The 21164-nt window shown below is 53.7% G+C and carries 16 protein-coding genes and 1 other RNA gene; 4 read left to right on the forward strand and 13 right to left on the reverse strand.

Annotated features, from left to right (window positions below; translation table 11 throughout):
- Positions 1–7: 7 nt before the first annotated feature.
- The 7 genes from fliB to HV157_RS03605 form a co-directional block, all read right to left on the reverse strand.
- A complete protein-coding gene (fliB, locus tag HV157_RS03575; protein ID WP_040017282.1) occupies positions 8–1225 on the reverse strand; it encodes a flagellin lysine-N-methylase in 1218 nt (405 codons plus the stop codon).
- Positions 1226–1335: 110 nt separating this feature from the next.
- Positions 1336–1998: a LuxR C-terminal-related transcriptional regulator gene (locus HV157_RS03580; protein ID WP_040017281.1), complete on the reverse strand. Its 663-nt coding sequence runs from the start codon at positions 1996–1998 to the stop codon at positions 1336–1338.
- 47 nt (positions 1999–2045) lie between these two features.
- Positions 2046–2558: a fimbrial protein gene (locus HV157_RS03585; RefSeq protein ID WP_025204376.1), complete on the reverse strand. Its 513-nt coding sequence runs from the start codon at positions 2556–2558 to the stop codon at positions 2046–2048.
- Between the two features lie 11 nt (positions 2559–2569).
- Entirely contained in the window at positions 2570–3517 is a 948-nt protein-coding gene (locus tag HV157_RS03590) for a fimbrial protein (RefSeq protein ID WP_020884374.1), read from the reverse strand.
- Positions 3518–3519: 2 nt separating this feature from the next.
- Positions 3520–6045: a fimbria/pilus outer membrane usher protein gene (locus tag HV157_RS03595; protein ID WP_182268497.1), complete on the reverse strand. Its 2526-nt coding sequence runs from the start codon at positions 6043–6045 to the stop codon at positions 3520–3522.
- A 44-nt stretch (positions 6046–6089) separates the two neighbouring features.
- Positions 6090–6767 (reverse strand): molecular chaperone, encoded by a 678-nt coding sequence (locus HV157_RS03600; RefSeq protein ID WP_020884376.1) that lies wholly within the window; start codon positions 6765–6767, stop codon positions 6090–6092.
- Positions 6768–6821: 54 nt separating this feature from the next.
- Positions 6822–7352, reverse strand: a complete 531-nt coding sequence (locus tag HV157_RS03605) for a fimbrial protein (RefSeq protein ID WP_025204380.1) — start codon at positions 7350–7352, stop codon at positions 6822–6824.
- Between the two features lie 451 nt (positions 7353–7803).
- Between HV157_RS03605 and HV157_RS03610 the strand changes: the two genes are divergently transcribed.
- Together HV157_RS03610 and HV157_RS03615 are read left to right on the forward strand one after the other, a co-directional pair.
- Positions 7804–8463: a winged helix-turn-helix transcriptional regulator gene (locus tag HV157_RS03610; RefSeq protein WP_025204381.1), complete on the forward strand. Its 660-nt coding sequence runs from the start codon at positions 7804–7806 to the stop codon at positions 8461–8463.
- 67 nt (positions 8464–8530) lie between these two features.
- On the forward strand, positions 8531–9160 hold the full coding sequence (locus HV157_RS03615; RefSeq protein ID WP_040017278.1) for a winged helix-turn-helix transcriptional regulator: 630 nt from the start codon (positions 8531–8533) through the stop codon (positions 9158–9160).
- 50 nt (positions 9161–9210) lie between these two features.
- On the opposite strand, the gene HV157_RS03620 is transcribed toward HV157_RS03615, so the two are convergent.
- From HV157_RS03620 to HV157_RS03630, 3 genes are all read right to left on the reverse strand, one after another.
- Positions 9211–9405 (reverse strand): YdiH family protein, encoded by a 195-nt coding sequence (locus tag HV157_RS03620; RefSeq protein ID WP_003857766.1) that lies wholly within the window; start codon positions 9403–9405, stop codon positions 9211–9213.
- 85 nt (positions 9406–9490) lie between these two features.
- On the reverse strand, positions 9491–9901 hold the full coding sequence (menI, locus tag HV157_RS03625; protein WP_040017277.1) for a 1,4-dihydroxy-2-naphthoyl-CoA hydrolase: 411 nt from the start codon (positions 9899–9901) through the stop codon (positions 9491–9493).
- The gene (locus tag HV157_RS03630; protein WP_040017276.1) at positions 9898–12954 is read right to left on the reverse strand and encodes an FAD-binding and (Fe-S)-binding domain-containing protein; all 3057 of its coding nucleotides are present in this window, start codon (positions 12952–12954) and stop codon (positions 9898–9900) included. Before HV157_RS03630 ends, menI begins: the two co-directional genes overlap by 4 nt.
- 197 nt (positions 12955–13151) lie before the next feature.
- Between HV157_RS03630 and ydiK the strand changes: the two genes are divergently transcribed.
- Together ydiK and rprA are read left to right on the forward strand one after the other, a co-directional pair.
- Complete coding sequence (gene ydiK / locus HV157_RS03635) at positions 13152–14267, forward strand: AI-2E family transporter YdiK (protein WP_020884383.1); 1116 nt, start codon at positions 13152–13154, stop codon at positions 14265–14267.
- A 208-nt stretch (positions 14268–14475) separates the two neighbouring features.
- Positions 14476–14583, forward strand: an RNA gene (gene rprA, locus HV157_RS03640) — antisense sRNA RprA.
- Positions 14584–14588: 5 nt separating this feature from the next.
- On the opposite strand, the gene HV157_RS03645 is transcribed toward rprA, so the two are convergent.
- The 3 genes from HV157_RS03645 to ppsA all read right to left on the reverse strand — a co-directional run bounded on the left by HV157_RS03645 (position 14589) and on the right by ppsA (position 20978).
- Positions 14589–16964, reverse strand: coding sequence for a glycoside hydrolase family 3 N-terminal domain-containing protein (locus HV157_RS03645; RefSeq protein WP_040017274.1), 2376 nt, complete (start codon positions 16962–16964; stop codon positions 14589–14591).
- 3 nt (positions 16965–16967) lie between these two features.
- Positions 16968–18368 (reverse strand): MFS transporter, encoded by a 1401-nt coding sequence (locus HV157_RS03650; RefSeq protein WP_020884385.1) that lies wholly within the window; start codon positions 18366–18368, stop codon positions 16968–16970.
- Positions 18369–18599: 231 nt separating this feature from the next.
- The gene (ppsA, locus tag HV157_RS03655; RefSeq protein WP_020884386.1) at positions 18600–20978 is read right to left on the reverse strand and encodes a phosphoenolpyruvate synthase; all 2379 of its coding nucleotides are present in this window, start codon (positions 20976–20978) and stop codon (positions 18600–18602) included.
- Positions 20979–21164 lie beyond the last annotated feature (186 nt).

Here is a 21164-nt window from a genome sequence, read left to right on the forward strand (position 1 = left end):
TTATACGTTAGCCAATGAGCAGCAGGCACGAGAGGTCGTCCCCACCGTTAATCTTATCGATAGCAAAATCCATACGGGCATCAATGGTCTGATTGTGCAGGGTCTTTTCTGAGAAGCTGGCGATAGTTTTCATGACCATCTGCTGGTCCAGTTGTTCATCCATTGATTTGACGCTCAGGAAAATTTTCAGGTAGAAAAAGTCCAGAACGATGCGATAAAACTGACGCATAATGGTGGCGGTATTCTTACCCGGGAAATAGCCGCTGTAGAGTTTGTACAACAGATAGTTGCGTAAAACGTACGGCTCTGACAGACAGGATTCCTGGCAAAGTTTCCCCCACTGCTGGTTAATCGCGTCGAATTTCTGCGCCAGACTGGCGGGATCGCTGTCATGGCTGAAATTCAAAAAGTCAGCAATTTGCCGATGCCCTTCGTTGATATACCCATCCCGTGCAGAATCTCGCGCCACGTTCGTGCCGAGGATCGACAACGCCAGATATTTCATCGCATTTGATCGCCCGACATTGCTTTCAGAGAGCAGCGATTTACCGCTCTGCAACGCTTCCAGCAAGGCTTCGTAAAAGCGTTCAACCTGCTCATACTGATTGTGCAAATCGAAGTTCACATGCTGTAAGGTCAGGATCAACTGAGCCAGCGCCATCAAATTTTCTTCAACATTCCTCGCTGGCGACTGGATTATTTTCCACGCAAGGAGATGAATGACCTGGCTGCTTTGAGGCATAGACTGACGCTGACCAATCAGATTGGTTTTATAAACGGCCAACAGTTCATCCTGCTCCTGCAATAACATCGCGTCGGGGTCGAAGAGAACCCGCCTGACCACTTCCGGACATGAAAGGGTCATGCTGTGGCGAGTTTCATCCAGATAGCGGGTTGAGCTTCGGGGATAAGTACTGCAGGTGTGCGATAAGGCACTTTCACCTAAATCACGGTGTACCATACAGAGCTTATTTTCATCGATAAACGGACACTCCCCTTTTTCATCCAGTTTAATACGGGAATAGTTTACTTTGCCTTTACGCTGCAGAATCAGATTGTCTTTGGCTATTGCAGCGATACCAGGATGCGTTGATGAAAGATATTTTTGATGTGTTTTTTTATCAATGGAAATTGTCCAGCCGCGGCAGCAGGAAATTAAACATTCCGGCCCCACACACTTGAACCTGGTCACAAAAATCGGTTTCAGGGTTTTATGAATTTGCATCGCTAATTAATCGTTATATAAAACGTAAAAATAACATGCTGCAGATGCAACTCTAAAGTTTCATAACCGAACACTTGTTTCCGTTATTCCTGTCATCAATAAAAGTGTCTTTACGCCTCCAGACAGGGGCGGTCCTGTAAACCCTGTCTCACAGAATCACGAAAAATATTGGGGGTGCCGTTTTTCTTCACCATCCTGTTGAGCAGCGCGATAAGCTCATAATCACTTCGCAGGTTAAATTTTTGCATGATCATGTACTTGTGCGCAAAAACGGTCTTATAGCCGATCTGTAACGCGTCTGCCGTCTGCATAACGGATAAGCCTTTATACAGGTTCATGACGATGCGTATTTGCTGCGGTGATAATATCTTATGCTCGCAATCGAAACAGGACGTTTTCTGCAGCACATGCCCCTTCAACTGCGTTTTACGCCACGCGCACCCTACCGTCTCGCCAATCATGTCAAGAGAGGCCCTGCGGGAGATGAAAATAATATCCTGATAACAGGATTGCGACGCCGTAGACCGTTGCTCATCGTCAACCCAGCCGATCACAATGCCTTTTTGCCGTGACTGTAATTCCGGAAAACAGGTCAGGGTTTCTCCCTGGCATAAAGAGAGGACAATAATATCCGCCGTGCTGACGTTATGCGGCGTCATTTCATAATCAAAGTGAATACAGTCATTAAAATTACGCCAAAAGAAATCCATAAAAAAATACTGCAGACCAGACTGAAATAACGAATCCGTCTCGCTAATTAAAATATTCAACATAGACCACACCGACGCGAAGCAAAAATGCGCGTGAAATCCCGCGCGACTTAATTGTATTGCAGCGTAATGACCACCACTGCGCTGAGGGTGCCGGGCGTCGCCCTGCCTCCGGTGGATATAACCGCAGCCTGCATGGCCATCTTCGCCGTCCGGTCTGAGGCAACATATTCCGTCATGCTGGAGCCGTTCCCTTTCAGTATGCCACTTCCGGCCTCGCGCATTGCTATCGCCACGTGGGTGGCCGTACCGCGGTTAATGTAATAGTCGGCGCCGGCAACAGGGTCGGGTGTACCCGTAAAGGTAGCGGTGACGCTACGCGTCCCCACCGGACATTGGGTAAATAACAGATCAAACGTAACCGGGTCTGAGGATGATCCTGGCGTCACCATATTACTCGCCTGGATATTGCCCAGATTAATATCGAGATTCGTATTGCCGTTATTAAACAGGCAGGGTGAGGCCACGATATTTCCGGTGACCCCGATATTTACGCTGTCTGCACATAGCGCTTTGCCGCACAGTAAACCCGACACAAGCAACGCCGCGGGAATTATTTTCATCATCTCACCGGTTATTGATAGGTTATCGTAAGCGTGGCTGACGCATTTGCCGAGCCTGATTCCACGGTGGTTAACGTCTGGTAATAGCGCGCGGTTAACGGGAGCGTCTCCTGTCCTCCCGCAGACTGTTTTAATAACAGGCGACCGTTCATTACCAAAGGAGAACCGTTATAAAGTAGCTGAACCCCTACCCCTTTTGCCGTACCGGCATTCCCCTGACCGGTTAATGCCATGACGCTGGTATTGGCGCTGTCCGGATTTTGCATACCGCTGAGTGACACACTGATATTGGTGCCGGCACTGCAGGTTAACCCCAGATTTTGCGTATTTTGGGCGCCGGATGGCGTGGTTCCAATAACGGAGCCAAACGATGAGGCCGGAATATCGCCTATCGGGAACGTCAACTGCGCCGTCGTTATCGTGCATGCCAGCGCATTAATTGTGCCGTCAGTTAACTGGACCGTCAGACCGTCACGATAAACACCGTCACTTCCCTGAAGCGCCACGGTTCCGATAACGCCCGGCGTTAAAGCGCCCGACGTTACCGGGCCGGTCACCACCAGCTCAACTTTTCCACCAAACCAATCCACATACGACGTCACCGCGTTATACGAAAACGTGTAAGCCGGGTTTTCAAAATAATTCCCCGAGGAAAAGCGAATACCAATACCGCTGACATTGGTGGCATAAACATGGTTACCGTAGCTGCTCAGGTTCCCATTGTTATATCGCATACTGAATCCCAGCATCAGCGGGTTAGAACATCCCGTTAAATAGGTTCCCGTTGATGAAGCAGCGCGAGAAAAAATAATGGTGCCCACGGGGGCATCACGCTGCACGTTAATCGTGCCCACAGATATCGTCGATATTTGCGGCGTGATGGTTGTACAGGTGCCGGCACGGGCGCTATTCCACCCGCTCAGTAAACAGAGCAGGATCAGAGATAAAGCAAATTTCATTTTTAACCTTCCTGGCGGCAAAGCGCGTTAACGTCGGTTATTCCGCCGTAGGTGGGTTGTGCAGGCAGGCTAAACTGCGCGCGGCACTGCTGACCGGGTTGATTTCCCCAGGTTGCCACGATTTCTCCCTGTCCGGGCAGTCCCGTTAAATAGACCTGACCACGGTCGCCCACAATAAAGCTGCTGTTGCTGTCGCCTTTGAGCGTGACGACCGCACCAAACGGAACGGCATATTGCCCGTCGGACAGGGTCATTAGCACCCGGCGCCCGATTTTAGACACATAATCGGCTTCCACTATCGCCCCGCGAGTCGGTGTTACGGTGCGCGTATTAATCTCAAGTTCCACGTCATCCGGCATAGTTTCCGGCTCAAGAGTGATGTCGTTTTTTCGGTATACCGACAGATTGTTAACCACCGTATACCCGCGGTAATCCGTACGAACCCCGGGTTGATTGCGAATATCGACACCGTGTGCACCCGGCGCTTTCACCAGGATATTGGTTTCACCGAGCGGCTGCGAAAGCGTGATGCCGTCACGGTGAGCAATGACGCCCCCCTGCAACCCGTAATTCAGGCGCTCGCTGTGTTTGTCGTAGCTGTAGCCCGCGACAATTTCGCCATAGGTGCCTTTATAGTCGCCGTTCAGGTTGCCGGTATTTCCCGTGCCCTGTGTGCCATAACCTTGCTGCACGTTCCAGTTCAGGGCACTGTTTTCCAGAGACACGCCGTTCAGCCCGACCACGTGCGTCGTGCCGTTGTGCTTACTGGCGTTCATGCCATAGATAGCCCAGGTACGCGGCAAGAATTTGTCCAACGGTACGCTGACGTTAAAGGCCAGCAACCGATCGTGGTCCGCGTTTTGCGCGCTCCCGCGTCCATTCTTGCTGTAGGTCCAGGTCAAACCGTAACTGACGTTGTTCCAGTCATTGTTGTAGCCCACGCTCCAGGAGGCCATCGCCTGACCAGAATTCCAGTAATCTTCGCGTGCGGCGCTGAGCGTCAGTGAACCCAGCGCGCCGCCCAGCGCCTGGCTCATGGTTAGTTCAGCACGGTTACGCCGCCGATCCTGCAGGGCGCTGCTGTCGCCGTAGGAATCCAGCACGTCCTGCATCCCGTAATAGCCACGGGTTGAATATCGGTATCCCGCAATTGAAAAGTTTGTCCCGGTCTTCGCCATATTTTTGCTGTAACGCGCGCGCAAGGACTGACCGGATGTTTTGTCGGTGTTATTCGGCGTTGACCAGGCCTGGGTCACGTCGGCAGAGATCGCGCCGATATCCCCCATATTTTTACCGACGCCAAACGCCACTGAACGGTATTTATCAGACCCCTGCATCCCGCCGTAAACGGTGATGCCGTGCTGAATCCCATAAATACCGGTGATTTGACCAAAGGACGTTTTCTCCACGCGGCTGTTGTAGGCGCGATACTGCCCGGCCGTCACCGCATACTTCAGTCGTCCTTCCCGCTGCAGGACCGGCAGCGAGGCATAAGGCAGCGTGAAATGCTGCTCACTCCCGTCAGCCTCTTTAATGGTCACATCCAGATCGCCTGCGCCGCCGGTGGGATACATGTCCGAGATTTCAAACGCGCCTGGCGCCACGTAGCTCTGATAAATTTGATAACCATTCTGGCGGACCACCACCTGCGCATTGGTTCGCGCGATGCCGCGGACCACGGGCGCATAACCTTTAAGAGAGTCCGGCAGCATGTCATCATCCGAGGCCAGCTGACCGCCGCGAAATGGCATACTGTCGAAAACATCCGCCGGTGCGGTACTGTCCCCAATAATCAGCTGTGCTTTCAGCGGAATGACGGCGCGCTGCGCATAGGTATATACGTTGTCCCACCGATCCTCACCGGTGGAATCCCGAGACCAGGTGGTGTAATTACGTAAGCGCCACGGCCCGATATTGACCCCGGGGCGCAGGTTGGCGTACTGGCTATCATTCTGGCTGCCGCGAGTGTTCTTCGCCCACGCGTTTGCGCCGCTCAGACTGTAATTAAGCATGGCGGCATTAATCCCCTCATCCCACATCTCTGGCGGAACCGCGTCCCTGGCTGGCAGGTCGATGGCGGCCTGAGGAATGCTGATCACCAGCCGCTGTGCGCCAAACTGAAAATCGCTACTGGCCTGCGGGATCGCCTGAAGGTTTGCGCATTCACCGTTGTTCGCCGCCAGCTGCGGGAAAAGCGTGGTTCTTACGCCCCACTGTTTTAACTGGTCAAGACTCAGGCACGGCCGGAGGACGTCATTGCCCTTTTCGTCTTTTACTGCAGTAAAGGTGATATCGCGGGTCGCCATTAGTTGGTCATCAAGAACAATATCGACGTGATAGGTGCCGGGTGCCTGCGATCCGGATTCAAATGCCGATAAATCCGTTCTCCCTCTTCCTGGATTATCAAGTTCAACCAGTTCGGCATTAAATGTCTCACCGGCAAAAAGCGCCTGCGATGAACCTGCAAGTATTAATCCGATCACTGTCGCCAGGGGTGCAGGTCGAGCCCGAAAATAGTGTATTGCCATCGCTTTTAACTCATTTATGACAGGCAATGCCCGCGTTTCACCGGTTATAAGGTTGCCTGATGCGCCCCCCCAGGGCTGCCGAAGTCATTAATCACTTTAAACGTCAGTACACTGCCGCTGGCCCCTTGCGGTAACGTGAAACGGACTGAGCCACCGGGTAAGACATACGACACGTCATCGATTTTTTTACCTCCAAGGGTGATTTCATTAAAATTGATGACATACGCGGTCGGGTTATTAACCTGAAGTTCATTCCCGGTTCTGCGCCAGCGTAATTGACTGGCCTGTTCGTCAGGCGTGGACGCGTGCAGCTCAGCGGGCCGATAAATCAGTTTGATGCGCGTTTTAACCGCAATTTGTAATGCGTTCATCTGCGTTGAGGCAGACGGAATCGCTTTAATATTCAGCCAGAATAAACTTTCCCGATCCTGAGGCAGTGCCCCCGTCATCACGATGCGCTCAACGTTTTTTTGCCCGCCATCCAGACGATACAAAGGCGGCGTAATAATAAAAGGCACCTTGCCTGACGCCCCTTCCTGCACGTCGATCCATGACTGAATTAAATACGGCGTACCATCAGGGTTATTCACACTGAGTGACGTTTCCTTTTTAGCGCCATCAAAAATAATGCGCGTACCACCAATAATGACGCCGGCATGAGCCGTTGACAGCATCAGAGATAACAACGCTGTTGCCAGTAAAGGGGTTCTGAAAAAATACATTCTGTTCCTCATTAAATTGGGGGCCGGGGCGGCCCCGACGTTCAGGCAAAAGAGCTAGTTATAAACCACCGAGAAGTTGGCGACAGAATTCGCCGGGCCCGCCGTGACGCTGGCCGTGGTCGAAATATACTGGGCATAGAAATTGAGCGTATTGTCTGCAGAGCTGCTGAGCATGTAGGTGTAACCATTGCTGCCATGCAGAGGCAGGTCGGCTTTATCCGCGGTCATCAGGTTGATCGCCACGCCCGTTGCGGCACCCGCCACGGAGGTGTCAATGGCCAGAAGATTGCTATTAGACGCATCCGGAGTACCGTCAAAGCGCACTTTGGCATTCGTGACCGAGACCGGACAGTTTTTCAAAATAATATCGAATTTCGTTGCCGCGGTTCTCGCCCCCGTCGCGGTAAACTCTGTTTTATAATAATCCCCAAGTACAACCACCTGGTTCAGCGATGCCACATCAACATCACAGGCAGAATCCAGAATATTTCCGTTAAAATTAACGGTACCTGCAGCGGCAAACGCATTGGCCATTGTCAGTACGGAACCTGCTGCGATCGTTGCCAGAAGAAGTGTTTTTTTCATCATGCTATATCCTGTATCACTTTATTTATTATTAACATTCAGACAAAAAGACGCGTCGGTTTTTTCACCCACTTAATGTTTTGTCTTTTACAGACAGCAGCAAAAAAAATGAAATAATTTTATTTCATTAAACGTCTGAAGACGCATATGACTTGCTGTCGATGAAATAAAATTTATACAACTCCGTTGACGTCGACAATCATTTTCGGAGTCTTTCCGTAGACCCGTAATTAACAAAAATAAAACATTGTAAATAAGGAATGCCTTATGCATATAACGGGCAGTCTATTAATAGACCGGAGTGTTAAGATCATTAAATTCAAAATGTTAGTCAGGATAATATTGAAAGTCTACTTTTAGACCTGTGCTGCATATTCCCGTAGTCGCTGTTTTTTAAGATAATTCTCTACGCCGGTCACCCATGATCGCAATGAAAGCAGTGGAGCACCTTATGAACACGCGAATGACAGCGGTCCTCACCGATGTAAAATCTACCGTACTGGATTTAAAGCCGTATGCCCATATTGATAAGTTAATCAGTACTGTGCTGCCTTTTACGGAAAGGCATATTCTCGCGAAAGGCGAAATTATTCAGTATCACAATAATGATGTTCGCCTCTGTTTTTTGCTGTTACACGGCAGCGTTGCGCTGCATCGTCGTGGCGATGGTATTGTTTTAAACTCAGAGTCCTCACCTTTTATTCTGGGTGTCAGCAGCCAGTTCTCCTCTGAACATCTGTACGTCAGAGCGCTTGAAACCTCAGAAATAGCGCATGTCTCTCTGGATAATTTTAATAAGATCGTGGCGGAAAAAAACTTATGGGAACATTTTTCAAAGCTACTCATCTATACCGCCTCCCGGGTATACGAGCACTGCGCGCAAATATCGCAGATGTCAGCCTATGACATTATCCGGTTTCAGCTGGTCGAACTGATGCAGGAGCCAGATGCCGTACGGAAAAACATCACGGCGGCAGCGTATATCAAGAGTCGAACCTACCTTTCACGCAGTGGGATTATGCGTATTCTCGCGGAACTGCGTACCGGAAAGTACATCACGATGGAGCGTGGCGTGCTGCTGGAAATCCGTCATTTACCACGTAAATACTGATTAGCCTCGTGTTTACGATAAGGAGTAACGCTATAATCAGGGGGGTTATCGCTACGGGTTATAGGTTATGTCCTCTACTGAAAAAACGCATCGTGGTTCTCCTTACGCGCGAGAACTGATTTCATTCCTGCAACCCTACTGTACCACGCGCAATGTCGCTCCCGGCGAACAGCTGGATCTCCAGGTTAATGGCCAGAGCGTGTGCTATTTGATCTTCGAAGGCACCGTTGCTATCTACCGCAGAAGCGACAACATGATGCTCACCACCGCACGTAGCCCGGCGCTTTTTGGCCTCGCCAATCTGACAGACATCTACTTCAATGATTATCTGAAAACCGTGACCCCCTGCCTGACGGGTATGCTTACCACCGCTCAGGTGGAAGCCGTTATCAAAGAGAATGGGTTATGGGGGTTGCTGTCTAAGCACCTGATGTTTGTTTATAACCGGCTATACAATAATGTGATGCCTCAGGGCGCGCCCACGGCCTATGAGATGATTCGCCAGCAATTGATAAAGCTGATGGATGAAGATGAGAGTTATCGCAACGCCATCACCGCAGAGCGGTATATTCGCGAAAAAACCCAGCTGTCGCGCAGCGGGGTGATGCGTATTCTGGCGGATTTGAAAACAGGCGGGTTCATTGAGATAGAAGAAGGCAGGCTCGTTAAAATCAATAAACTGCCTGCCCGGTACTGAACGTCAGATACAAAAAAGACCGCTGACGCGGCCTTTTTTTACTGTCACGATCAATGGACGTGAACGCCCAACCGCCAGGCAAAGTAGATCTCTTCTTTAAGCTCATTTGAAGAGAGCGCCAGCAAATCTGTGAACTCCAGTTCAAGCTGTTTCAGCTTTTTCAGGTACTGCGCCGGAGACAGGTTGCTTTTATCACGACGTAAATATTCAATTGCCAGCTGTGTTGGGGTTATTTCAGTATCCATGATGTCCTCGCTTATGTACAAAACCTGACCAGTATATCACAAGAGGCTGGCTAGTTTTTGACCAAAGGCAAAACATCTGAAAACTTTACACGACCGCCGTCGTCAATCTCGACGAACAGCAGAGCCGATCCTGCTCGTCAAGAATGTCAATCTGCCACACCTGATGGCGGCTACCGGCATGTAGCGCCCGACAAACGCCGCGCACCCGTCCACTTCGCACCGAGCGAATATGGTTCGCGTTCACCTCCAGCCCGACGACCTTTTGCTCCCCTTCGGTGCAAAGATAGCCCGCCACGGACCCCAGGGTTTCGGCCAACACGACGGATGCGCCGCCGTGCAATAAACCAAACGGCTGATGCGTGCGATGATCGACAGGCATCGTGGCCTCCAGTTCATCCTCGCCAATATGCGTGAACTGAATGTCCAGCAGCCCTACCATATTCCCCTCGCCCATGGCATTCAGCGCCTGCAGCGTCACGGCTCGTTTCCAGATCATCCAATTATCTCCAGTAAAGCCTGTAATGGGTGACGCACTCCGTTCCCTTCAACCCGTTTCACCTGGCTTCGGCAGGAGTAGCCCGTGGCCAGACAACGGTTCCTCGGCAAACGCTGCATCGCCTGATGCCACGACAACTCATAGATACCGAGCGAGTTCTCGTGGTTTTTCACTTCGTGCCCGTAGGTACCTGCCATGCCGCAGCAGCCCACGTTGACGCTCTCAAGCTTCGCCCCGAAGCGGGCAAAGATAGAAGCCCACTGCGCCGGGGCGCCCGGCAGTGCCGTCACTTCCGTGCAGTGGCCGAACAGATACCACGATTCACCGCTCACATCCTTCACGGTCGCCTGTTGCAGCGCCGCCGGCAGCCACTCGTGCACCAGCATGACGTGGAAATCACCGCGTTGCTCCCCCAGCGTCTGTTTATACTCATCGCGGTAGCAGAGCACCAGCGCCGGATCGACACCGACCATCGGCATCCCTAGCTGCGCCACCCGGTTGAGGAAGTCAGCGGTTTTCCGCGCCGTTTTCGCAAAACGGGTAAGGAAACCTTTAATGTGCTGCGCTTTGCCGTTTGGTGAGAACGGCAGTACCACCGGCTGATAGCCCAGTTTTTCTACCAGACGGATAAAATCGGCTACCACCTGGGCATCGTAGTAGCTGGTAAACGGATCCTGCACCACCAGCACCACCTTGGCTTTCTGCTCAGGGGTCAGCGCCTCAAGCTGCTCCAGCGTCATGTTCGCCGAGCGGTGCCCCACGAGCTGACGCTGTAGCGAAGGGACTGACAGCAGCGGCAGGTCCACCATCCCGATATGTTTTTCGGAAAGCTTTCGCACCAGCGGCTGATTGATGAAGAAGTTAAAGGTCTTCGGCGCACGCGCCATCAGCGGGGCATAGCTCTCCACCGTCGCCACCAGATGGTCACGCATTGGACGCAGATAGCGGGTATGGTAAAGCTGCAGGAAGCGTGAGCGAAACTCCGGCACATCAATCTTGATCGGACACTGGGTTGAGCAGGCTTTACAGGCCAGGCAGCCGGACATGGCCTCCTTCACCTCGTGGGAGAAATCATACTCGCCTTTGTTCGCATGCCAGCTGTTGCGGGTACGTTCAATCAGCGAGCGCAGACTGGCGCGTTTTTCCGGTAATTCCTGTTCCAGCTTCAGCGGATCAACCCCGCGGTCGGCCAGCAGACGCAGCCATTCGCGGACCAGCGTTGCGCGGCCTTTGGGCGAGTGAATGCGGTTACTGGTAATTTTCATCGACGGGCACATTGGGCTTTTCACGTCGAAGTTGAAACACAGACCGTTACCGTTACACTCCATTGCACCACGCCAGGAGGCGCGCACCGCAATCGGGATTTGTCTGTCATAGGTGCCGCGCTTGACGGCATCCACCTGCAGCATTGGGGCATCGACGCCCTCTGGCGGGCAAATTTTACCCGGGTTGAGACGGTTATCCGGATCGAATGCCGCTTTGACCTTACGCAGCTCAGCGTAGAGCGCTTCACCGAAGAACGCCGGGCTGTACTCCGCGCGGAACCCTTTCCCGTGTTCTCCCCAGAGCAGACCGCCATATTTCGCGGTCAACGCCACCACATCGTCGGAGATCTGTTTCATCAGGATCTCCTGCTGCGGATCGCACATGTCCAGCGCCGGACGCACGTGCAGCACCCCGGCATCCACGTGGCCGAACATGCCGTAGCTCAGACCGTGGCTGTCCAGCAGGGCGCGGAACTCAACGATGTAATCCGCCAGATGCTCAGGCGGGACGCAGGTGTCTTCAGCAAAGGGAATCGGTTTGGCCGCCCCCTTCGCGTTGCCCAGCAGCCCCACTGCTTTTTTACGCATCGCGTAAATACGCTCAATGCCGGAGAGTTCGCTGCAAAGCTGCCAGCCAATCACCCCACCTTCACCTGCTGCAATCAGTTCGTCCAGCCGCTGACAGAGCGTGGTGACCTGGCTTTCAATCAGCGCTTCGTCATCGCCGGCAAATTCAACGATGTTGAGACCCAACATCTCTTTATCAGGTACATCGGTGATAAGCTCACTCACCGAGTGCCAGACGATGTCTTCCCGAGCCAGATTAAGCACTTTAGAGTCGACGGTTTCCACCGACAGCGCCCGCGCGTCAACCATAAAGGGTGCATTTCGCAGGGCAGAATCGAAGGAGTTGTATTTGACGTTCACCAGCCGACGCACTTTCGGCAGCGGCGTAATGTCCAGCCGCGCCTCGGTAATAAATGCCAGCGTCCCTTCGGAGCCGGTCAGCACGCGGGTTAAATCAAACTGCGTCAGGTCATCGTTAAAGACATGACGCAGATCGTAGCCGGTTAAGAAGCGGTTCAGTTTAGGGAATTTGTCGAGGATCAGCTGGCGGTTATCGCGACAGCGCTCAAGCACGGTGCGGTAAATCCGCCCGTTGGCCGTGTTGTCTTTACCCAGCGTTTCCGCCAGTTCGACCGGCATCGGCTGGGTATCCAGGATATCGCCGCCCAGCAGCACCGCGCGCACGCCAAGAACGTGATCGGAGGTTTTACCGTAGACCAGCGACCCCTGCCCGGAGGCATCGGTGTTAATCATCCCACCGATTGTCGCACGGTTGCTGGTAGAGAGCTCGGGGGCAAAGAAGTAACCATAAGGCTTGAGGTACTGGTTAAGCTGATCTTTGATGACGCCCGCTTCGACACGCACCCATCCTTCTTCGGGATTGATCTCAATGATGCGGTTCATATAGCGCGACATATCAATGATGATGCCCTGGTTCAGCGCCTGACCATTGGTGCCGGTGCCGCCGCCGCGTGGCGTGAACACCAACGAGGTAAATCGCTCCTGCGTTGCGAGCCGCGCAATAAGCGCCACATCGGCCGTTGAACGGGGAAACACGACTGCATCGGGAAGAAGCTGGTAGATACTGTTGTCGGTCGCCATTGTCAGCCTGTCGGCATAATGTGTGGCGGTATCACCTGTAAAACCCTGTTGCTCCAGTGCCTGCAAAAAATTAAGCACCAGCTGAACGACGCCAGGTGCCTGAGAAATCTGTGGGATCATTACTGTCGACCCTAATTAGAGGTGTGAAATCGTTTGCGTGTATCGTAAAAGTTTTATCACATTTTTTTCTTATACGCTCTGCAGAATTACAGGCAGAATTCGCCTGTCAAAAATCGCTGAAATCATTAATGATTAGAGAATCGCGGTTTTCCGTTCCCGCCAGCCACGCTGGTGTTCAATTAAGGAAAGTTTCATTTATGGTCAATCTTCGCCAGCCCAGGGATGTTGCGCAAATTTTGCTGTCGGTGCTGTTCCTGGCCCTCATGATTATTGCGTGTTTGTGGATCGTTCAACCCTTCATTCTCGGCTTCGCCTGGGCTGCAACCGTTGTGGTTGCCACCTGGCCTTTACTGTTACGGTTGCAGAAACTGCTCTTCGGACGTCGTGGGCTGGCGGTCCTGGTGATGACGTTGCTGTTGTTCCTGCTGTTCATTATTCCCGTTGCGCTGCTGGTCAACAGCCTTGTCGACTCCAGCGGCCCGGTGATTCGCGCCGTGACCAGTGGCGATCTGACGCCGCCGGATCTCGCCTGGCTTAACAGCATTCCGGTTGTTGGCGCAAAACTTTACAGCGGCTGGCATGGCCTGCTGGAGATGGGTGGCAGCGCCCTGATGGCGAAAGTGCGCCCGTATATTGGCACCACCACCACCTGGTTTGTGGGTCAGGCGGCGCACATTGGCCGCTTTATGATGCACTGTACGCTGATGCTGGTCTTTAGTGCCCTGCTGTACTGGCGCGGTGAGCAGGTGGCTTTGGGCGTTCGTCATTTTGCCACTCGCCTGGCGGGCAAACGGGGTGATGCCGCGGTTCTGCTGGCGGCGCAGGCCGTGCGCGCGGTTGCGCTTGGCGTCGTGGTAACGGCGCTGGTTCAGGCGGTGCTGGGCGGTATTGGTCTTGCGATTTCTGGCGTGCCGTACGCCACCGTCTTCACCGTGGTCATGCTGATGACCTGCCTTGCGCAACTGGGTCCGTTGCTGGTGCTGGTACCCAGCATTATCTGGCTGTACTGGACCGGCGATACCACGTGGGGCACCGTTCTGCTGGTCTGGAGCTGCGTGGTCGGCACCATGGATAACGTTATTCGTCCCATCCTTATTCGCATGGGCGCAGACCTGCCGCTGATCCTTATTCTCTCAGGCGTAATTGGTGGATTGATTGCCTTTGGGATGATTGGTCTGTTTATTGGTCCGGTGCTTCTGGCCGTGACCTGGCGTCTGTTCTCCGCCTGGGTGCACGAAATCCCGCCTCCGGGAACGGACCCGGACGTGATTTTGAGCGAACTGGAAGAGCTGGAAGATAAGAACAAGCAGTAATGGACAGGCCGGGTAACGCAGTCGCGTACCCGGCCTACATATTCTCCTTTAATACTTAAACGTTGCTAAAGTATTTATTCGTTGCGCACTGGTCAGACCCGCTATTACGGCTCTAAGTCCCCTATTAACCTCAAGAAATCTTTACGTCTCTTTAACTATTGAGACGAATCTGATCGACGCTAAAAGCTGACATGCCTACTATTAGGACACGGTTATAAATCAACACCTTGATTTATAAGCATGGAAATCCCCTGAGTGAAACAACGAATTGCTGTGTGTAGTCTTTGCCCATCTCCCACGATGGGCTTTTTTTTATCCTGATTACGCGCGGCTGACGTCACAGGTGCTAAGCATCCGCCATTCCGTTGACAATACACGGGTTTCTCCAGTCACATTGACCGTCACCACCTCGCGAATATCCGCCGACGATGCACCAATCTGCAGCTCAAATTCACCCGGCTCAACGATCCGTTTGCCGTCACGACGGGTAAAGTTGAACATCTCTACGGGCAACGTAAAGGTGAGCGTGGCGGTTTCACCCGGTGAGAGCGTGACGCGCTGGAACGCCTTCAACTCCTGCAATGGCCGCACTTGCGTGGCGACGTTATCCCGGACATAGACCTGTACCACCTCGCTGCCGCTGCGCTCACCGGTATTAGTGATATCCAGGCTTACGACCACCTCGCCGTCGATCGGAACGCGGGGTTCAGCCACGCGCGCCGTTCCCCAGCTAAACTGCGTCCAGCCGAGACCGAAGCCAAAGGGATAGCGGGAGCCAAAATGGAAAGCAAACGGTGTGCCGCCACTTTTGAGCTTGTGGTTGTAGTAATAGGGCATTGCTCCCGCGCTTTTCGGCACGCTGACCACCAGACGCCCCTGCGGTTCAGCGCGGCCCGTTAATACATCCGCAATCGCCCAGCCGCCCTCCTGCCCTGGTGCCCAGGCCATCATCAGCGCGGCGACGTTATCTTCCAGCCCCTGAAGGTTGTAAGGCCTCCCGCCGGTCATGACCACGATAACCGGCTTGCCGGTGGCCACCAGCGCAGCCAGCAATTGTTGCTGTACGCCCGGCAGATCCAGAGAGTCGGTATCAGAGCCCTCACCGACGGTTCCGCTCTGGAACAGCCCGGCGAGATCGCCAACGCAGGCCACCACCACGTCACTCTCCTGTGCGGCTTTCACGGCTTCAGGGATCAGGTCGGTACGCTGCGAAACCGGAGATTGCTGCATGGGTTTACCGCCGCTGTCACCCGGAAACACCGGCGCACCCGCCATCCGTTTTTCGATAATGTGACAGCCTTTGGCATAACGTACCCGCGAGGCCCCCAGATACTGCTCGAGCGCCGCGCGCGGTGTCGTGACCTGCGAGGTCTCTTCCACCATGTCGCTAATAATTAGGTGCACCGGAAAACTGTAACCGCTGAGGAGCGCCAGCGGATCGTCTGCCGTTGGCCCGACGACCGCCACGCGAGGGTTGCCGCCGAGGGGCAAAATGCCGTTATTCTCAAGCAGCGTCAGCGAACGGGTCGCCACTTCCCTTGCAACCTGACGCGTTGCCTCATTTTGCAAATCGATGCCCTGTTCATCGGCATACGGTTTTTCAAACAAGCCAAGACGGAATTTTTCGGTCAGGACGCGTGCCACTATTTCATCGACTTTCGCCATGGAAATCAGTCCGCGCTCAACGGCTTGTGCCAGATGACGCGCGCAGTCATCTTTTGGTAGTTCGACATCCAGCCCGGCATTGAAGGCCAGCGCTGCAGATTCGGCGGCATCGTGCGAGATGCCATGATGCTGGTGCAGCAGGCTCACGCCGCCGTAGTCCGCAACGATGATCCCATCGAACCCCCACTGTTCACGCAGCACGGTTGTCATCAGGAAGTGGTCGCTGTGTCCGGGCTGGTTATCGATATCGTGATAGGCAGGCATCACCGAACCGGCATTGGCCAGCTTCACCGCCATCTCAAACGGCAGCAGGAAGATGTCGTTCAGTTCGCTAAAGCCAAGATGCACCGGCGCGTGGTTGCGTGCCCCTTCGCTGAAGGAGTGGCCCACATAATGTTTGAGCGTTGCCAGAAGATCGCGCTTATCGCCCTGCAAACCCTTCACGTATGCCGTGGCCATCACCCCCACCAGCCACGGGTCTTCTCCGAAGGTCTCTTCGGTGCGTCCCCAGCGAACGTCGCGAGAGACATCCAGCACCGGGGCCAGCCCCTGCTGGCAGCCAACGGAACGTGCTTCTTTGCCAATCTGTTCTGCCGCACGCTGCACCAGCTGCGGATCCCAGGTCGAACCGTAGTTCAGCGACGACGGGAACAGCGTGGCATCTTTGCACAACAGCCCCACCAGGCACTCTTCATGGAACAGCGCCGGAATTCCGAGGCGCGTCTCTTCCATCATCATGCGCTGCAGGCGGTTAGCGGCACGCACGCCTGTTTTCGCATCAACAATATGGGTGCCCAGTGGACGCGTGATCTGTCCCACCCCCAGTTTCAGCCGTTCGCTAAGCGCAGCCTGTTCGCTCACGCCCGCGAATTCATCGCTCAGATCGCTGCGTTCGCGGTGGTTACCGTTTTCATCGAGGATCAACCAGTAGGCATGCATCTGGGCGAACTTCTCTTCCGGGGTCATGCGTGCCAGTAGGTCGGCGACGCGTTCATGCACGGGACGTCCCGCGTCCTTATAAATCGCAGTCATGTGTTACTCCTGTATTGCGGAATGGGTGGCCGGGGTGAGTTGTCCTGTCTCGTCTCGCACCTCGCGTTTGCTGGCCAGCTCGCGGGCGATGGAATTGACGAGCTTGCTGTTGAGTTTGTAAATGGTCAGCAGCGCGACCATACAGAGGAACAGCACGCAGGGGATGAGGGTGAAGAGCGCATTAATGGTAGAGAGCACGTGCGGTGCCTGGGTTGCCTGACCGGGCGCATAATCCACCATCCCGAGAACCCAACCGACCACCGCCCCGCCCAGCGCCAGACCAAATTTGATGGCAAACAGCGCGGTAGAAAAGACCAGACCATCCAGACGACGGCCGCTGCGATGCTCCTCATAATCGACCACATCAGAGAACATGGTCCACTGCAGCGGCGTGGTCAGGTTCTGAATAAAGCTAAAGATAATGTTGAGGCCAAAAATCAGCCAGATCTGCGAAGGCGGCAGGAAGAAAATCAGCGCGCCGAAAATCACGAAGGAAATAATGGTCCACTGATAGGCGCGGACGCGGTCAAATTTCCCCAACAGACGTTCAGATAATAATGCCCCCGTTAAGGACGCCACCATCCCGGAAACAATAAAGGCAAATACCAACTCCGGGCGCAGAAGCACATATTTCACGTAATACATGGTGGCAGAACCACGCGTCACCACTGCGGTTAATAGCAAAATATTAAACAAGAAAACAATTCGCCACTGGCTATTTCCGGCCAGCAGTTTTAAATCACCGATCATCGAACCCGAGGTGTCATTACGCGGGGAATAACGCTCGCGGGTCATCAGGAAACAGCAGAAGAAGAGAATAATACCCAGCAGGCCCATCATGCTCATGGCATAGAAATAGCCTTTCTGAACGTTGCCCTGGCCTAACAGCGAGACCAGCGGTAAGGCGATCACCGTCACAATCAACCCGCCGATGAACGACAGGCCGAAGCGCCAGGACTGCAGCGAGTGACGCTCACGCGGATCCAGCGTCAGCGCCCCGGGCATAGCGCAATACGGGACGTTAATCGCGGAATAAATAAGGCTTAAGATGGCGTAAGTAACGCAGGCATAGACGATTTTCGCCGTCGGCCCGACGTCCGGTACATAGAAGGTGATAAGGCAGCTTACGCCAAATGGGATGGCAAACCACAATAGCCAGGGACGAAAGCGACCGTGCCGCGTCTGGGTGCGGTCGACCAGCGCGCCGATGCAAGGGTCGACAAAAGCATCCACCACGCGCACCACTAAAAACATGGTACCCATGATGGCCGCAGGCAAACCGAAAACATCCGTATAGAAATAGGCGAGAAATAAGGTTGCCGTTTGCCAGACCAGCGCACTGGCCATATCACCTAAGCCATAACCTATTTTATCTTTGGTACGCAATACAGAGGAGATTGTCATTGTTATTTGCCTTTTTATCAGGTTAAAACGTATTTCAACCAGTTGCGCATCAGCGAGGGAAATGCGCGGTAAGGCTCAAGTATTAGCAACGCTTTGCGCGCTAACAATTGTCTAAATTAACAGACAAATTATGATATTTGGTTTTTTACTTTATTTGTGATGGGGCGCAAATAAGGCATGAAATAAAAAAGGCGAGGAATATATCCTCGCCTTTTTCTGGTGCTGATGGCGTTACTTGTTGAGTTCGGCCAGGCTCAGCCAGGTTTGCACCACGGTGTCCGGGTTCAGGGACAGGCTGTCAATCCCCTCTTCCATCAGCCATGCGGCAAAGTCTTCATGGTCAGACGGACCCTGACCGCAAATCCCGACATATTTACCCTGTTTCTTCGCGGCGCGGATGGACATCGACAGCAGCGCTTTCACCGCCTCGTTACGCTCATCAAACAGTTCAGAGACCACGCCGGAGTCACGGTCAAGTCCGAGCGTCAGCTGCGTCATGTCGTTCGAGCCGATAGAGAAGCCGTCGAAGTACTCCAGGAACTGCTCAGCCAGCAGGGCGTTGGACGGAATTTCACACATCATGATAATCTTCAGCCCGTTTTCGCCGCGCTTCAGACCCTGACGTGCCAGCTCCTCCACCACCGCTTTCGCCTGATCCACGGTACGCACGAACGGGATCATGATCTCAACGTTGGTCAGTCCCATGTCGTTGCGCACGCGCTTCACGGCGTCACATTCCAGCGCGAAGCAGGCACGGAAGCTGTCGGAAACATAACGTCCGGCGCCACGGAAGCCGAGCATTGGGTTCTCTTCTTCTGGCTCGTAACGCTCACCCCCCACCAGATTCGCGTATTCGTTTGACTTAAAGTCGGACAGACGGACGATCACGCGCTTCGGATAAAACGCCGCGCCCAGCGTGGCGATCCCCTCGGTCAGACGACCGACGTAGAACTCTTTTGGCGAGTCGTAACCTTTCATCATCTCGCGGATTTCGTTCTGCAGCTTCGCGTCCTGGTCGTCAAATTCCAGCAGCGCGCGCGGGTGAACGCCAATCATACGGTTGATGATAAATTCCAGACGCGCCAGGCCAACGCCTTCGTTCGGCAGGCAGGCAAAGTCAAACGCACGATCCGGGTTACCAACGTTCATCATGATCTTCAGCGGCAGATCCGGCATGGTATCGACGCTTGAACTCTTCACGCTGAAGTCGAGAATATCGGCATACACGTAACCGGTATCGCCTTCCGCACAGGAGACGGTCACTTTCTGATCGTCCTTCATGCGTTCGGTCGCATCACCGCAACCGACAACGGCAGGGATCCCCAGCTCACGGGCGATGATTGCCGCGTGGCAGGTACGGCCACCGCGATTGGTGACGATGGCCGCCGCTTTCTTCATGATCGGTTCCCAGTCCGGGTCGGTCATGTCGGTCACCAGCACATCGCCTGGCTGAATGCGGTTCATCTCGCTGATGTCATGGATCACTTTGACAGGACCGGCACCGATGCGATGACCAATCGCGCGGCCTTCCGCCACGATTTTGCCCTGTGCGTGCAGGGTATAACGCTCCATCACCTGACCGCGGGAGCGGACAGTTTCCGGACGCGCCTGCACGATAAACAGCTTGCCGGTGTTGCCATCTTTGGCCCATTCGATATCCATCGGACGGCCATAGTGTTTTTCGATCTGTACCGCCTGTTTCGCCAGCTCCTGCACTTCTGCATCGGTCAGGGAGAAACGGTCACGCATTTCCTGCGGTACGTCTTCAATCTTAACCTGCTTACCATGCTCCTGCGTCGGCGCATAGATCATGCGGATTTTTTTCGAGCCCATCGTGCGGCGAACGACCGCCGGACGGTTTGCGGCCAGCGTCGGCTTATGAACGTAGAATTCGTCAGGGTTCACCGCACCCTGTACTACCATCTCACCCAGACCCCACGCCGAGGTGATGAACACCACCTGGTCGAAGCCGGATTCGGTGTCGATGGAGAACATCACGCCGGAAGAGCCCACGTCGGAGCGCACCATGCGCTGTACGCCAGCAGAAAGCGCCACGCCGCGATGGTCATAGCCCTGGTGCACGCGGTAAGAGATGGCGCGGTCATTGAACAGGGACGCGAAGACGTGCTTCACCGCCACCAGCACGGCGTCATAACCCTGAACGTTAAGGAAGGTTTCCTGCTGTCCGGCGAATGACGCATCGGGCATATCTTCCGCGGTGGCAGAAGAACGCACGGCAAACGACGCCTGGGCATCATCCGCTGATAGCTGGTTGTAGGCTTCGTGAATGGCTTTTTCCAGTTCCGGCTGGAAAGGTGTGTCGATAATCCACTGGCGGATTTGGGCACCGGCTTTCGCAAGCTCGGTCACATCATCAATATCCGTTTTATCCAGCAGGTCATAAATGCGCTGGTTTACACCGCTCTGGTCTAAAAACAGGTTAAAGGCATCGGCGGTTGTGGCAAACCCGTTCGGTACGGAGACACCCATACCCGACAGATTTGTAATCATTTCACCCAGGGAGGCATTTTTGCCCCCAACTCTGTCTACATCATTCATGCCGAGTTGGTTATACCAAAGCACCAGCGGTGACGAGCCATTGTTGGACATCGAAACAATCCTTTTGTGATATTTGATCGGAGTAAGAAACACCTGACTACGTATTTATACTGGCATAATTATTTCCGCTAAAAAAACGGTGAATCGTGTAAGCAATTTAAATTTTCAACTTTTCGGATACTTTCCCACCATCCGCTAACCCGATGATTCCTATATATTCAGCCAAAAACCCTAAAA

This window comes from Enterobacter sp. RHBSTW-00318, from assembly GCF_014101375.1.
GTDB classification, from domain to species: domain Bacteria; phylum Pseudomonadota; class Gammaproteobacteria; order Enterobacterales; family Enterobacteriaceae; genus Enterobacter; species Enterobacter ludwigii.